At 55.3% G+C, this 14745-nt stretch carries 11 protein-coding genes and 1 pseudogene; all 12 read right to left on the bottom strand.

The features are described 5' to 3' along the window. Positions 1–214, bottom strand: a pseudogene (locus tag ACQE32_RS19445) (type VI secretion system Vgr family protein); the annotation flags it as partial. Between the two features lie 107 nt (positions 215–321). Continuing rightward, positions 322–1230, bottom strand: a complete 909-nt coding sequence (locus tag ACQE32_RS19440) for a DUF3829 domain-containing protein (RefSeq protein WP_426975126.1) — start codon at positions 1228–1230, stop codon at positions 322–324. Between the two features lie 70 nt (positions 1231–1300). Then, positions 1301–2746, bottom strand: a complete 1446-nt coding sequence (locus tag ACQE32_RS19435) for a serine/threonine protein kinase (protein WP_426982268.1) — start codon at positions 2744–2746, stop codon at positions 1301–1303. Positions 2747–2773: 27 nt separating this feature from the next. Next, positions 2774–5386, bottom strand: coding sequence for a type VI secretion system ATPase TssH (tssH, locus tag ACQE32_RS19430; protein ID WP_427022286.1), 2613 nt, complete (start codon positions 5384–5386; stop codon positions 2774–2776). 471 nt (positions 5387–5857) lie between these two features. Then, the gene (locus ACQE32_RS19425; protein ID WP_427022285.1) at positions 5858–6610 is read right to left on the bottom strand and encodes a DUF4225 domain-containing protein; all 753 of its coding nucleotides are present in this window, start codon (positions 6608–6610) and stop codon (positions 5858–5860) included. 33 nt (positions 6611–6643) lie between these two features. After that, a complete protein-coding gene (gene tssG / locus ACQE32_RS19420) occupies positions 6644–7669 on the bottom strand; it encodes a type VI secretion system baseplate subunit TssG (protein ID WP_427022284.1) in 1026 nt (341 codons plus the stop codon). Beyond that, positions 7666–9540, bottom strand: coding sequence for a type VI secretion system baseplate subunit TssF (gene tssF, locus ACQE32_RS19415; RefSeq protein ID WP_427022283.1), 1875 nt, complete (start codon positions 9538–9540; stop codon positions 7666–7668). Before tssF ends, tssG begins: the two co-directional genes overlap by 4 nt. A gap of 2 nt (positions 9541–9542) precedes the next feature. After that, positions 9543–10112, bottom strand: a complete 570-nt coding sequence (tssE, locus tag ACQE32_RS19410) for a type VI secretion system baseplate subunit TssE (protein WP_250651743.1) — start codon at positions 10110–10112, stop codon at positions 9543–9545. Further along, positions 10105–10935, bottom strand: a complete 831-nt coding sequence (locus ACQE32_RS19405; protein WP_427022282.1) for a type VI secretion system accessory protein TagJ — start codon at positions 10933–10935, stop codon at positions 10105–10107. Before ACQE32_RS19405 ends, tssE begins: the two co-directional genes overlap by 8 nt. 19 nt (positions 10936–10954) lie before the next feature. After that, complete coding sequence (locus ACQE32_RS19400; protein ID WP_426982273.1) at positions 10955–11935, bottom strand: hypothetical protein; 981 nt, start codon at positions 11933–11935, stop codon at positions 10955–10957. A gap of 20 nt (positions 11936–11955) precedes the next feature. After that, complete coding sequence (locus ACQE32_RS19395; RefSeq protein ID WP_426975134.1) at positions 11956–12750, bottom strand: PP2C family protein-serine/threonine phosphatase; 795 nt, start codon at positions 12748–12750, stop codon at positions 11956–11958. Further along, positions 12750–14732 (bottom strand): type VI secretion system-associated FHA domain protein TagH, encoded by a 1983-nt coding sequence (gene tagH, locus ACQE32_RS19390; RefSeq protein WP_427022281.1) that lies wholly within the window; start codon positions 14730–14732, stop codon positions 12750–12752. Before tagH ends, ACQE32_RS19395 begins: the two co-directional genes overlap by 1 nt. Positions 14733–14745: the final 13 nt, after the last annotated feature.

Genomic DNA, 14745 nt, shown 5'->3' with positions numbered 1-14745 from the left:
TTTTGCCGTTGAGGTGCCGCGTGCCCGCCAGAAAGCGCCCGGTGGGGATGTCCAGCGTCAGCGGCTGGCCCAGCAGCGCGTGGCGGTCGGCGCGGGCGTCGGGGCCCAGCAGCGTGACGGTGAGTTCAAAGGGGTGCGACAGCGCCTCGCGCCCCTCCAGCTTCCAGAAAAGCAGCCCCTCCTGCGGGAGCCGTGCGGTGATACGTTCAGACATAGGTGAGTTCCGTGCTCAGCGGGCCCGCGGATGCGGGCGGTGATAATAAGGAAATGGGTTTGTTTCAGGAATGCGGCCTCAGAAAGAGGCCGTAAGAAATCAATTTATTAACAGCTACGATGGCTATTTAATGCATGTACCAGCGCGTTAAAGGGCAAAATAATATTCTCTTGAATGACCTCTTCGCCATGCGCCTGTTGATTTATGGCGGCATGCAATACAGAAATGTAATCGTTAGCCGTATCGATAATACTTTTACAGTCTTGCTCATCCCGCTGTTGAATTAATTTATTCCAGCCCGCGGAAAGTTGCTCTAACGTCTCAACTTCCTTGTTAAGGATTTTATCTTCAGCAGGCGTTCTGTCTTCTGTTAAATCACGCAGCGCCTGACGTGAAAGATAAACGATGCCGTTGCGATAATGCTCTACGCTATCTGCGGGTGAGTTCTCGTAGGCAATTTTTATCCGCTCGCTATTGGCAGCAGAAATGGCTTTTAAAAAAGCGTTCCGCTGCGTCAGCAGCGCGTTAAAGGCATCGACATATTCAGCATCACTGCGCCGTGCCAGCTCGCCATTATCCGTTAACCAGCCTTTATTTTTTTGATAATCGTATAGTTTTTCGCTGAGAGGAAGCAGCTTATTGATACTGGCCTGATAAGCCTGCGCCGCGCTGTCCAGCTGCGGTAGCGGGCCCGGCAGGCTTAAGCCCTTATCCAGCCACTCATTGATATTGTGAAATATTGATGGATTGATCACGGTATAAGCTGTCAGCGGCACATTGGCTGTCAGCTGTGGCTTACTCTCCTGTTGATAGTGATACAGAGCCTCAGGCAAAGAGTAAAAATTAACGCTGTTTTCACTGTTTGCCGCTTTAATAAACGCGGTGAACTTATCGTTAATTTGAGTTTGTGCAGCAGATGCAGCTGAGTTTTGAGGGTTATCAGAGGATTGATCACATGCACTAATAAAAAGCGCCAGCGTTATGGTGATTAACAGGCGCCATGGATTATTTGCCATTTCCTTTCCTGTAATTATTTTTCCGGGGAATAAGTGGCCATCTTAAAAAAGAGGACCACTCTTTATTACCTTAGCTTTGCGGATTAATCAACCAGACGCCTGCACGATCCACGGTAATTTTCTGTTCACGCGATGTACCCTGATTGGTCACGGTAAATGTATATTCCCCTGGCGGCAGCTGAAGCGAGGCAAAGCCGTTGGGTGACGGCACCAGCGCCTGCTGATTGCCATTTAACGCCACATCGTCGCCCAGCCGCAGTTTAATATAAACCTGAGCAATCGGCTCCGGCGCAGGCGGCGGCGTTGCCGGTTGCGCCGCAGGCTGCGGCGGCGTGTCTGCTGGCGCGCTGTTGGTCGCCGTTTGCACTGGCGTGCTGACAGCAGAAGCCGACTCCGCGCTGTGCGGCTGTGCCGTCGCGGTGGTCGGCGTATCATCGCCGCTACCGGCGATCATCGCGCCAACGGCAATGCCGACCAACACACCTGCCGCTGCCAGCCCTGGCCACATATAGCGTTTCAGCGGCGACGTAGCCACAGGCGCTGGCGCTTCCGGCTCTACCGGCACCAGCATAGTGCCAGGCCCTTCAAGATTAACATTCAGAATGTCGTTCAGATCGGAAACCGTCAGCTCCATTAGCGCGGCAAAAGCATCAATCGACTGCGGACGATCTTCCGGCTTCAGCGACAAGGCTTTATCAATCGCGTGCAGCAGCGGCAGTGAGAACCCGGCCGGGCGCTGTTCGGCCAGCGGCTGGTAGTTATCCTCAATACTGCGCACCACACTAACCGGCGGCGGCGCGCCGACAATCAGCGTATGCAGCACTGCACCCAGCGCATAGATATCGGTCCAGGGCCCCTGCTCGCTTTCATTATTGTCGCTGTACTGCTCAATCGGCGCAAAGCCGGGCCGCAGCATGGTTTCAGTCTCGTCAGAGAGATTGCCGATGGTCTGGCGTGCCGAACCAAAATCCAGCAGGACCGGCATCATATTTTCCTGGATCTGAATATTATCCAGTGAAATATCGCGATGCAGATAACCTTCCTGATGGATGGTGTTGATAGCGCCAAACAGCGGCGGCAGTAAGCGACGGATCCAGGTTTCATTCACCAGCTCAGGGCGTTGAGCGGCCAGGCGCGACAGCGTGGTGCCGCTGTAAAATACCGTTCCCATATAGGCAGTATCGTTTTGCACCCAGAAGCGCAAAACGTGCAACAGGTTCGGATGGTTAAAACGCGCCAGCAGCCGTGCTTCCTGAATAAAGCTGTTCAGCCCGGCATGGAACGTTTTGCTAAAGCGTTCGCTGCGCAGCACCAGATTAAGGTCATCGCTGCGTACCGCCAGCGAGGAAGGCATAAACTCTTTAATCGCAATGGTGCGCTCAAGCTGATGATCCCAGGCACGATAAACAATGCCGAAACCGCCGCCGCCAATTACTTCCCTAATTTCAAACTCATTAAAACGGTACCCAATCGGCAATGCGTTTGGCACCGTCCGGTTGTTATCGTGTTCTGCCATGTTGGACAACTCTCTGATAGCTAAAGCTTACGCCTCGAACTGACACTGAAACTCACCCTGGTCAAAACTGACGCGCAGGTGACGGTAGCGCTGATCATGTGCGCTGGCCGTGAGCAGAATCTGGCTCATTTGCGGCAGCAGCGTATTGGTCAGGATGGCATCGACCATGCGTCCGCCCGATTCCACTTCGGTGCAACGCTGGACAATCTGGCTGATCACGCTCTCATCGATTTGCGAGATGATACCGTGATTTTCTTCAAGACGACGCTGGATGCGTTTTAGCTGCAGGCGAACAATCTCGGCCAGCATTGTATCGCTTAACGGATAGTAAGGCACAACCAGCAAACGACCAAGCAGAGCCGGTGGAAAGACGTCCAGCAGCGGGCCACGCAGCGCAGTGGAGAGCGCTTCCGGCTCCGGCATCAGCTCAGGATCGGCGCACATGGCGCTGATAAGCTGTGTGCCGACATTAGAGGTCAGAATAATAATGGTGTTGCGAAAATCGATATGACGCCCTTCGCCATCCTCCATCCAGCCCTTATCAAATACCTGGAAGAAGATCTCATGCACGTCCGGATGCGCTTTTTCAATTTCATCCAGCAGTACCACGCTGTAAGGGCGACGTCTCACCGCTTCCGTCAGCACGCCGCCTTCACCATAACCAACATAGCCCGGAGGTGCGCCTTTCAGGGTGGAGACGGTGTGCGCTTCCTGAAACTCGCTCATATTGATGGTGATAATGTTCTGCTCGCCGCCGTACAGGGATTCAGCCAGCGCCAGCGCCGTTTCGGTTTTGCCGACGCCGGAAGGGCCGCACAACATAAAAACGCCGACCGGTTTATTTGGATCGTCCAGCCGCGCGCGCGAGGTACGTACACGTTTAGCGATCAGCTCCAGGCCATGATGCTGGCCAATCACCCGCTCGCTGAGCGTATCGGCCAGGTTCAGCACCGTATCGATCTCATTTTTGACCATCCGCCCCAGCGGAATGCCGGTCCAGTCGGAAACCACCGCCGCCACCACGTTGGCATCAACCGCCGCGAACAGCAGAGGCGCTTCGCCCTGTAGCGTGCTGAGCGCCTGCTGTTTTTCCGCCAGCTGCTGCTGTAGCGCCGCCAGGTCATCAGCCTGTTCGCTATACAGCCGCGCGCGCAGAGCAATGATCGCCTCCACCAGCTCACGCTCCTGCTGCCAGCGTGACATCAGCGCATCGCGTTCCTGAGTCAGCGTCGCCAGCTGAGCATCTAACTGGACGATCCGCTCGCTAACCCCGGATGAAAGCCGGGCTTCGCGCTCAGCGATTTCACGTTCAATCTCCAGCGCGGCGATGCGATGCAGACAATCCTCAAGCTGCGGCGGCTGTGCGCCCTGGCTAACGGCAACGCGAGCGCAGGCGGTATCCAGCAGCGCCACCGCTTTATCCGGCAGCTGACGCGCAGGAATATAGCGATGAGAAAGCTTCACCGCCGCGCTGACCGCTTCATCCAGCAGCAGCACATGATGATGCTTTTCCAGCGTGCTCACCGTGCTGCGCAGCATGAGCAGCGCTTTTTCTTCGTCGGGTTCGTGAACCTGCACCGTCTGGAAACGCCGGGTCAGCGCCGGATCTTTCTCAATATATTTTTTGTATTCTGCCCAGGTGGTCGCGCCGATAGTGCGCAGTTGGCCGCGCGCCAGCGCCGGTTTTAACAGGTTGGCGGCATCGCCAGTGCCCTGCTGCCCACCAGCGCCCACCAGCGTATGAATTTCGTCAATAAACAACACAATCGGCGTTGGGCTGGACTGCACTTCATTAATCAGCGCCTGCAGACGCGCCTCAAATTCGCCCTTCATACCGGCACCCGCCTGCAGCATGCCCATATCCAGCAGCCACAGCTGCACATCACGCAGCGGCGGCGGCACGTCACCTGCGGCAATGCGCAACGCCAGCCCTTCTACCACCGCTGTTTTACCCACGCCTGCTTCGCCGGTCAGCAATGGATTGTTCTGCCGACGGCGCATCAGAATATCCACCATCTGCCGGATCTCTTCATCACGACCGGCAACCGGATCGATTTTGCCTTCACGCGCACGTGCTGTCAGGTCCTGCGCATACTGCGCCAGCGTTCCTTGCTGCTGCGGTGCTGCCAGTGGACTTTCCGGCTGCGCGGCCGCCTGCTGCGCCTCTTTACTGTTGGCAAAAATCGCCTTGAACTGCTCCATCAGCAGATCGGCGCTCAGGCGGCTGAACTGCGGCGAAATGCTTTTCAGTACGTTGGCGAGGTTAAAGGTTTTTAGCATGCCAATCAGCAGGTGGCCGCCACGGATCCGGGTCACGCCAAATTTCAGCGAGCCGTAAACCCAGGCGCGCTCAACGGCACTGTCGATATGCTCTGAGAGATCAGAAACCGCGCTGGCTCCGCGCGGCAGGCGATCCAACGCCGCAACGATATCGCGCGTCAGCGCTTCTTCATCAAGAGAAAAATAGCGGATCAGCTGCTGCAGATCGCCATCCTGATGCTGCATCAGCTGATGCAGCCAGTGAACCAGTTCAACATACGGGTTGCCGCGCAGCTTACAAAAGGCCGTCGCGCTCTCCAGCGAAGTAAATAATAGCGTGTCCAGTTTGCCGAACAGTACGGCGCGGCTGATTTCTGACATGATGATCTCTGACGGATAAGTTAAGGGTCTAAAATGAGAGTAAAATCTGAGATTAGAAAATCGATTATCAAAAGAGCTATTAATCCACTGATAAGCGATATATTTTTGCATGAACCCCGGATAATATTTAATTTTTCGAAAAAAAGATTACGCTATCTTACCCTTTTAAAAGGAAGGCAGTAAAAATAAAACAACATAAATATCAATGCACATATTCGCACAAACAAATTATCCTTTGGCATTGAACCAACAAAGTCATATAACGGGGAAAGGCCAAACTTTAAAACAAGATATTGAATTCCACCCAAGGTAAAAATAATTATAAACCCCAATAATTTACAGATAGCATTAGGATACGCATCCTTTCTTTTTAATATTAATAAAATCAACATTAAAATAAAAGAAAGCGCCATATAAAAAATCAAAACCCAGTCCTGGGGCTGGTCGATTATTACACTGTCATATGCCATGTCATTTCCCTTTAATAATACGCATTCCCGACAAGGTTGTAATATCTCCTGTTATTTCAACGGCTAAAGGAATTGCACCCATTTCTTGCCAGCCTCGAATATAATCAGAATTAATATGTCGAAAAAGACGATAACTATCTTGTCTGAGCACCATTCGTCCTAATCCATAGGCTGAAACGCCAATATCCACTAACGCATAGGCATTATCAGCAGCCCCTTCGCTGTATCCTAATCTGTTTGCCAACTGATGATAGAATAAACGTGTATAACCTGTTTTATTTCTCCTGAAAATTAGCCAGTATCCATTTTCGTAAATATTATTCATACCATGGGTAATAAGTGGAGCACCGAAAGCAGCACAAGACATCCCAAAGGAAGCGGCACAGACTCCAATCCCAGAGAAAACTTGCGTCCCGCCGCTAACAAAACCAATCTGTTTAATAATAAGATTAACCTTTTTACCCAAGGATTCTTTTTCAATCAGTACGTATTGATTTATTTTTTCTAACCTTAACTTTTCGCACTGAGCTTTTAGAAGATTAACTTCGTCATCAAGATATTTTATAGCCCCATTAATCGACAGGCAGTTTATTCTAACTTCCTCTCTAATTTTTGATATCAAAACCATAATTTCCTGTAAAAAATCATGCCTCACATCAAAATTATATAAATGCTGTAGCGCAACACTATTTGCATAGTCAGTTAACTCTATTTCTTTTTTATTTAAAATATCCATTTTTTCATGGTTTTTCATATCGTCTCCTTGAATGAATTATAAATAAATTTTTTACCCCTCCGGGCTGAAGGTTAAATCGCCGCGCGGCTGGGGAATCGGCTGTTTACCGAGCCAGGCGCTGTAACCGAGACGTCCTTCGCTGCCGAGTACCATGCCTGGCACCTCATCGCTTGCCAGTAGCAGACGCACTTCCCAGACATACTCAATGCCCAGATACTGGCGTACCCAGTCGCGCAGCTCTTCCGCATGTCTCTCGCCGGGTAAAAACTGCTGATAACGCGCCAGCGACAATGGACCAATTTCGATGCGCAGCTTATGCTGCACGTCACGCACCGCCACGCCTAAAAAAGCGGATTCGCCAAGCCGTGACATCTGGCGCCCTGCACCCAGTCGGGCACGTTCGCGCTTATCCAGCGCCAGCCACTGCGGCAGATTTTGTTCGATGCGCACCGGCACGCCAAAGTAATGCCGCAAAATTTTTTCCAGCCCTTCCGCATCACGCGTGTGGCGGCTTAGGTGGCCCGCCAGCATTAGACGGGCATGCTCGCTTAAAGAGCCTTTCTTGCGCTGCGCGGGCTGACCCATGCCGATCAGGCTGGCAAGGTAACTGTCGAAACGCTGTCCATCCGCGCGATCGAGCGATACCGTGGGCTGCGCATCAGCCCATGCGCGATAAAACAGCAGCGTCAGGCGATGGTGAAACAGATCGGCAAAGGCGGTCAGGCTGGGATCCTGATGATGATAAAGACGCTCTCGCGCATGCTCCGTCATATGAATCGGCAAAGGCCCGTTAGGACCAAACAGGCCAAAACTCAGGATCGAAACCTCATGCAGCTCGCTATCTTTACGCGCGCTAACCGCTGCAAGCGTCGAAGGCGCAAAAGCCAGAGAAGGCGTCTGTCCGATACGCAGCGGCTCGTGACGCGGCAGCGGCGCGCGTCCCAGCGGATATTTCTCGCCACCCTGCGCATCGATCCGTCGTAGCATCTGAAACAGATCGTAGCGCCACGGCGCCTGCATCAGCCCGTTCCAGAACCCTTCCGGCAGGCGCTGTAAAATACGCACCGGCTTCGTCATATCAATGCCCTTTTGCCCATGCGCGGCGGCCAGTAACCCACCTCGCCACGCTGCTGGCTGTTCAGGCTCATCTCGGTAAAGCTGTTGCTGGCAACCAGACGCGAAAAAAGGCGCTCCAGTACGCTGCCGAACAGCCACGGGCTGCTGCCCGAGAATGCCTGTTCATCAACGGTTAATTCAATGCCGATGCCGCGTGCGAAAACAATCGGCCCCGGCTCCGGCACCCGACGATTAACCGGCCGTAGCTGACAATGGCGAATACCTTCAATCTGACGCGCAACGGAGGCTTCCGCCAGGTTCGCATACAATGCCAGCATCTGGCGCAGCGCAGCAGCGCCTTCGCCATCATCACTGTCCATCAGGCTGAGATAGTTCATCTGCAAATGGCTGATTAAGCGCCAGGCCGCCAGCCCTTCTGCCAGCGGTTCACGCGGCGGCGTCGGCCCTTTACGCATGGTTAATCCGGCGGCAGGCACCGAATCGGGCAGCTTAAAGCCCTGCTGATCCTGTTGCAGCAGCATCAGCGGCAAATCACGGCTGGTACAGAGCACCTCGGCGGTGACATAACGCAGTTCGTCACGCCAGGGCGTATGTTGCTCATCCACCAGCGACAGGAAAACTTCCGAACCCACATAGCCGGTACGCGCGCCGTAACGCTGCGCATGTTCCGACAGGGTGCGCTGTTCGCGCCGCAGAGAAAAATAGGCGCCGTAGTCGCCGCTGTCGTGGCTGTAGGTACTCCAGAAGGGCCGGAAAATTTGCTCTTCACGCTGGCCTTCCAGCGTGCCGTAGAGTTTCTGTACCGAGTAAACTTCATAATCCAGCGGGCGAATATTATCGACCACTAAATGGTATTCATGGCTGCTTTCGCTAAGTTTCTGCCGTTCGGCCACACGCGGAAAAAGATTGATAACCGGCGTGCAGTGCAGCGCCAGATGACTGCTGTCCACCACGCGCTCCAGCGTAGGCTCCGCTTTATCAAGCAGCAGCACAATATCAAACTCACGCTCGCCGTTAGCCTGCGCCAGCAGCGGGCGCAGCTGACTGATGCTGATAAACTGGAAGCGCGCCGGGAAGGCAAAATATTCCTGCAGCAGGCGATAGCCGTCAAAATTTCGCAGATCGTCCGGCAGCAGCGCCTGATCCGGCGCGAAGCCCTCCTGCGTTAAGGCATTGTTGTTTAATACATGGCGGCGTGGCGTGGCGCCTGCGGTCTGGCAGAAGATACCGACCGTATGCTGCATCAGCAGCTCCAGCAACTTTAACGCCTCGATATCGGGCCCGCTCAGGAAAAAGTCCAGCCGATCGAAATCCATATGATCGAGCGTGGTGGTGCTTTCACAGCTCAGGCGAATACGCAGCGCGCTGACCGCGCCGCGCTGGCTGAGGCCCATTTGACCCAGCGGAATATCCGCCGGGACGCCGCCCAGCTCTACCTGTTTGATGTTCAGCGGCAACAGCGTAACGTCATGTGCCGTGGTGTAGCTGCAGGTCACACCGTTTTTCTTCAGCAGCTGACTGTCCATCATGGTGCCGCGCGGCACCAGAAAACCGCGATTGATATCGCCCTTTTTACTGTCAGGATGCAGCTCGGCAATCGCCATTGAGGGCGTGGGCGCAAGATAGCCCGGGGCAATCATCTCCAGTAAACGCTGCGAAAAGCGCGGAAATTCCGCATCCATTTTTAGCTGGACGCGCGAGGTCAGAAAAGCGAAGCCTTCCATCATGCGCTCTACGTAAGGGTCGGCGACATCAATGCCGCGCATGCCCAGACGTCCGGCCACTTTCGGATAACGCTCCGCAAACTCCGCGCCCATTTCACGCAGGTACGCCAGCTCACGGTTGTAGTATTCGAGCAGTTTACTGTCCATGCTTAACCTACATCTTTTAACTCAAAATAGCCGTTTTCCAGATCCACGTCGGTGCGGAACAGAAATTCCAGCGGATAAGGCACGCACCACAGGCGCCCTTTGATTTCAATCGACAGCACGTTATGCAGATTGAGCGAGCGGGTATCGGAGATGCAGCGCACCTGCAAACCCTGCGGCAAGATACGCGGCTCAAAGTTAATAATCGCTTCGGTCAGCTTGCGCTGAATATCATGCCATTCGATATCGGACATACGCTGCCCGGCCAGCGGCGCGACGCCAAAATTCAGCACCGAGCGGCGAACCTGATTAAAGGGCGCCAGGTCATGCTGAGCTTCGTTATTAATGGTATTAAACAGCCACTGCAGATCGCGCAGTACGTGCCGTCGCAAGGTGCTGTGCGAGATCAGCCGCTGGTTAGCCGACTCCTGACTTTTACCCGGTTCATTATCCATCAGGCGATCCAGCAGCGAAGGCTGGAGTTTATCGCGCACGTTCAGGGTCGATTGATCCTTACGAAAGCGATAGCCGCTGTGCAGCAGCTCAGCGCCATCACCGGAACGTGAGTTACTCATCGGCCAGGTCGCTGGCAACGAAGGTCAGCGTCTCCAGGCTCAGCAGGGAAAACTCAGCGCTATCATTCAGCCAGACCTTCTGCCCCTGGCCGATATAGTGCTGCTGCGCCTCATCCAGCGGCAGCCATTCGGTTACGCGCGCCAGACGCAGATCGTCCTGCGCCTGGGAAGCAAAAGGATAACGCACCGGTACCTGGCAAACCTGCTCAGAGCCATCCACCAGCCGTACCAGCGTATGGCGCCAAACCAGATCCGTAACGCTGGCAGGTGCCTGAAAACGCATCTCGGCAATGGCGCTAAAGGGCACCCAGAAATAGCCACCGCTTACCAGCAGTTCACACACCGGGCCGAGTCGGCCATCGCCGTCGGTCAGCCAGGCGAAAGGCTCTGCCTGCTCACTGCCCTGCACCCGCGCGCTGCCTGGATTAAGCGCGGCGGCCTCAAGCGCACCGTTACGCAAATCATCTGCCTGCGCCCGCTCGCCCTGAATATCCGCCTGCAACGCGGCGAATAGCTGTTCAGCCCAGCGATAAGCTTCGCCTGGCAGACGCGGTTGAGCCTCACCGGCAAACACCGCCGCACGCTGCTGCTCTCCCTTGATCGCCTGTTCCAGCAGCGTAACCGTCGGCTGCGCCTGCGGTTTCAGCGCCGCCCAGGATTTCAGTTGGGTTTGCGCCCGTGTCCAGTTACCTGCCAGGCACAGCAGCTGGACAAAAGCTGCACGCAGATCGGCGTTGGCCGGGGCCGCTTTAATTTGCGCTTCAACGCGCGCCAGCGCATCATCCAGCGAGCCGCCTGCCAGCAGTTGTTGTAAAGAGTGCATAGCGCTTCCTTTTTGCGAGTTATTTAATGGTGCGCCAGGCGCCTGCGGCTGGGTCTTTCAGCTGCGGATGCAGCTCTTGTACCAGCTGAATGGTTAAAGGCGCATCGCTGAGATAAGGCGCCCACACTTTACGTACTTCGTTCAGCCGCGCCTTTAACGCCCCTTCATCACTGGCTTCCGCCTGATTCATCTGTACCGCTACGGTGCCGGTAGCCTGCCAGCCGTTAAAATCATTTGACCACGGCAGAATCAGCCAGCTCTGAGGCGAGCGTTCGTCAGTCAGCACCATGCGCTCGTTATTGACGGTGGTCATTTGCAGGCCGCGCTTGTCGCTTTTTGCTGCCAGACCGATAACCGGAAAGCCCTGTAGGAAGGTGACGGTGATATTTTTCGCTGCGCCATGGCCCACGCGCGTCATCTGCGCCTGCCCGCTCAGCCAGCCATCATCGGCACACTTCACGCCCTCTTTTGTTGGCACAAACAGCGCGCTGGAGCGATCGCCGTCACGCCACCAGGTACGAAAATGACAGCCGTCAAGCAGGCTGAACTGCAGCCAGGGTGTGGTATCTGCCGGAGGAGAAAGATCTTCCGGGTTAATCACTGTCTCTGCTGGCGCGGCTGTTGGGGTTGCCGCAGCCGGTTCCGGCGGCGTGACGTTTACCTGCCAGTTGCTGGCCTTTGCTGCGCTGCCTTTTGCCAGCAGGGCTCCGCTGGCATCTTCCATCTGCCAGTTAAGCGTTGTCAGCTTGCTGCACTGTTTTGTTTGTATCAGCGCGCCGACCTGTGGCAGAAACTCCTCCAGCACCGCTGGCGATTTATCGCCTTTGGCAACGATACGTAGCGACAGCTGGCGCGCGCACCAGTCGGCGGGTTCCTGGCTTTTGACGTTATCGATCCATACGTCCAGTTTTTTAGAGGGTGAAGAGGCAAGATTGTAATTATCCGCCCAGGCGCTGGAGGCCATTAACAGCGTTAACGCGCCGGTTAACCAGTATTTCATAAGGGTCCCTTGAGAGTTATTTAATCGCGAAGCGGAATAAACTGCGCCGCTTCAGAGAGAGAATGCAGCAGCGTAGTATCCTGAGGCGAACCCACCCAAACCGCCATCGCGCTGTAGTTATCCTGCTCGCCGTCTGACTGCTCCTCGCTGTTTTTCAGCGCCTGATGCATTAGCGTCAACCACTCTTCCGGCGTATTAACCATATGCAATGCCTGCTGCATCTGCTGATGCGACACGCCGTGCCAGAAGCCATCGGTACACAACAGAAACGCATCGCCATCTTCAATCGGCACGACATCGCTGTAGCTGGCATCGCGCCCTTCGTCGCCCATTCCCAGCGCAAAATAGAGCAGGTTGCTGTTGATGCCTTCCGTCTGATGTCCGGCATCCTTCATCTGCTGAATCAGGCTGTGGTCGGTGGTAACGTGATACAGGTAGCCGCGTCGGAACAGATAAAGGCGGCTGTCGCCCGCATGCGCCCAGTAAGCCAGCTGATAATCACGATCGATAAACAAACTGACCAGCGTGGTGCCCATGCGGCTGTAATCAGGCTCGCTTTTCTGCTGCTGACGGATCGCCCGGTTGGCATTATTGATGTATTGGCGAATTTGCTGCGCATCCAGATGCGCATCGCCATCGAACTGGTCGATAATGGTGTTGCGCGCCAGCCTGGCGGCCAGATCGCCGCCGGGAAAACCAGCGACGCCGTCACAGACCACGAAGCAGGCCGAACGCTCTCCTATCATGTCGCCCGTCTGATCCTGATTGCTCTCGCGGGCGCCCTGATTCGACATTGAGGCAATGGTGATATTCATTATTCGTCCGAGGCGGTCTGTGAATCTTTATACTGGTTAACTTCCATATCGTAAGCGTGCAGGAACGCTTCGCCGAACAGCGTATGGAAGTCGTCTTCAATTTCACCAGCCGTTTCGTTATAGCGACGGTTAAAGTGCTCCCACAGCGCCGCCTTACGGCTGCCGGGCAGCGAAAGGCGCGAAGTCACGCCTTCCTGACGCGCTTCCTCTTCCAGCTGCTGTGGATTAAAGGATTGCAGCATCGCAGCAATAATTGCGCGGATACCGGCAATCATCCCCAGCTGATGCGCCTGCAGATCCACCAGCGCATCGCGTACCGCCTGTTTCGGCGGCATAAAGCCCGGCATACGGCTGCCGAACATCTGCATCAATACAGTTTTACCGGATGGCAGCAGCTTGAACGGGTTATTGGCATCATCCAGGATAACGGTCATATCCGCTTTTACACCGCGTTTCAGGATGGAGCGCGAGGACAACAGCGCGACCGTTCCCTGCGAAAACATGCCCAGCATCTGCCCCAGCTGCTGCATATTTTCCCGATCGAAATGCGGCGTCGGCTGCATATCATTCAGCCCCATACCATCCAGCAGCGCCTGCAGCAGTTCACCCTGCAGCGCTTCTCCGCCGGAAGAGGCATTGTGCTGCTGACTGTTGCTGTTGCTGGCAACCGGATCGATACGCAAGCGCCCTTTCGGCGGTGGCGTAACGCTGCGCTGAACCGCCTGCGGCGTCGGCAGAGTGATACCGCCATAATCGGGGACGTCCGGCTGTGGCGGAGCCTGATTAAACAACGGTGAAGATTCAATGCTGTTTGGCTTATCCGCGGGCAAATCGGCAAACAGTGGCGAGACGCTGAGCGCGTCATCATCGGCTTTTACCGCGTCGTTAAAGTCGGCATCCCGGGCGGCTGTTTGCTCATCGGCAAACAGGGAAGAAACGCTGGACGCGTTTTCCGCAGGCGCTGCATCAGGGTTGGCCCCGGCGGCAGGCGGTTGGTCAGCAAACAGCGGCGAACGCGCGATGTCATCGTTATCGCCAATCAGATCCTGCTTTCCGCTCTCTGCTGAATGCGTTTCGGCCGTTGCAGGCTGCTGCGTGCCGGACATTTCATCATCGGGATGCGCTAACGGCACTGCGCTGCCCATCATCAGGCCCAGCGGATCGTCGCTGTTGATTTGCGCTGGCGTGGACTTGCCGCCGCCAAACAGCGCCAGCGGATCAAGCTCATCCGGCTTCGCCTGCGGCTGCGCAGCTTTATCAGCGGCAGGCTGAACAAGCGTGGTCGGCGTGCTGTCGTTGAAAATGCTGTCTGATTTAAACAGTTCATCCTGATTAAACAGCGCATCTGGCGTCTGGCTGCGACGGTCGAGGCTCAGCGGCTCACTGGTTTTAAACTGCGCCAGCGGATCTTCCGGGTTACGGTTTTCTGTTTGCACAGCCGTTAATGGATGTTCCGCGGCCGCAGGCGCGGCGGGTTTTATCCGGCTGGTGGAGATACTGTCAGCAATAGAAAACTCTTTTGCCAGACTATCCCAGATTTCGCTGGGGATCGCCGCTGTGCCATCGGCGGCCTTTGCAGGCGGCGTTGGCTGAGCCTGCGGGGCGGGTGCCTGTGGCGCAGGACGGGCAACCAACGGCGCAACATGTGCTGCAGGCTGAGCAGTGGCATTCAGATCGTTAACCAGCAGACGGTACTCATCAATGCCCAGGATATCGCCATCCTGTAACTCGACCTGACGGCCCCGCTCCAGCGGAATATCATTCAGCTCGACACGCGTCACGTTGCCACGATTGGTGATCCGGCATTCGCCGTCGGCGGTGATATGTACAATCGCCTGCAGGCGGGAGATGGTACGGTCATTATCGGGCAGCACCAGATTGTTATCGACACCACGGCCGATGGTGCCGCCGGGCGGTAAAAAGTCACAGCTGCTCTGCGGCGGCTGATGTCCCGGTTTATTCGTTATAATCGTAAAGCGCATAACGGTTTCCTGC

The sequence above is a fragment of the Pantoea sp. FN0302 genome (assembly GCF_050113775.1).
In the GTDB taxonomy this organism is placed as follows: Bacteria; Pseudomonadota; Gammaproteobacteria; order Enterobacterales; family Enterobacteriaceae; genus Mixta; species Mixta alhagi.
Note: the sequence above shows the minus strand (reverse complement) of the source record. Positions and strands in the feature narration are given on the sequence as shown.

Bases quoted from the DNA above. Each gene is read 5' to 3' on its own strand.
- ACQE32_RS19440 (WP_426975126.1), bottom strand. From the start codon at position 1,230: ATGGCAAATAATCCATGGCGCCTGTTAATCACCATAACGCTGGCGCTT.
- ACQE32_RS19435 (WP_426982268.1), bottom strand. From the start codon at position 2,746: ATGGCAGAACACGATAACAACCGGACGGTGCCAAACGCATTGCCGATT.
- tssH (WP_427022286.1), bottom strand. From the start codon at position 5,386: ATGTCAGAAATCAGCCGCGCCGTACTGTTCGGCAAACTGGACACGCTA.
- ACQE32_RS19425 (WP_427022285.1), bottom strand. From the start codon at position 6,610: ATGAAAAACCATGAAAAAATGGATATTTTAAATAAAAAAGAAATAGAG.
- tssG (WP_427022284.1), bottom strand. From the start codon at position 7,669: ATGACGAAGCCGGTGCGTATTTTACAGCGCCTGCCGGAAGGGTTCTGG.
- tssF (WP_427022283.1), bottom strand. From the start codon at position 9,540: ATGGACAGTAAACTGCTCGAATACTACAACCGTGAGCTGGCGTACCTG.
- tssE (WP_250651743.1), bottom strand. From the start codon at position 10,112: ATGAGTAACTCACGTTCCGGTGATGGCGCTGAGCTGCTGCACAGCGGC.
- ACQE32_RS19405 (WP_427022282.1), bottom strand. From the start codon at position 10,935: ATGCACTCTTTACAACAACTGCTGGCAGGCGGCTCGCTGGATGATGCG.
- ACQE32_RS19400 (WP_426982273.1), bottom strand. From the start codon at position 11,935: ATGAAATACTGGTTAACCGGCGCGTTAACGCTGTTAATGGCCTCCAGC.
- ACQE32_RS19395 (WP_426975134.1), bottom strand. From the start codon at position 12,750: ATGAATATCACCATTGCCTCAATGTCGAATCAGGGCGCCCGCGAGAGC.
- tagH (WP_427022281.1), bottom strand. From the start codon at position 14,732: ATGCGCTTTACGATTATAACGAATAAACCGGGACATCAGCCGCCGCAG.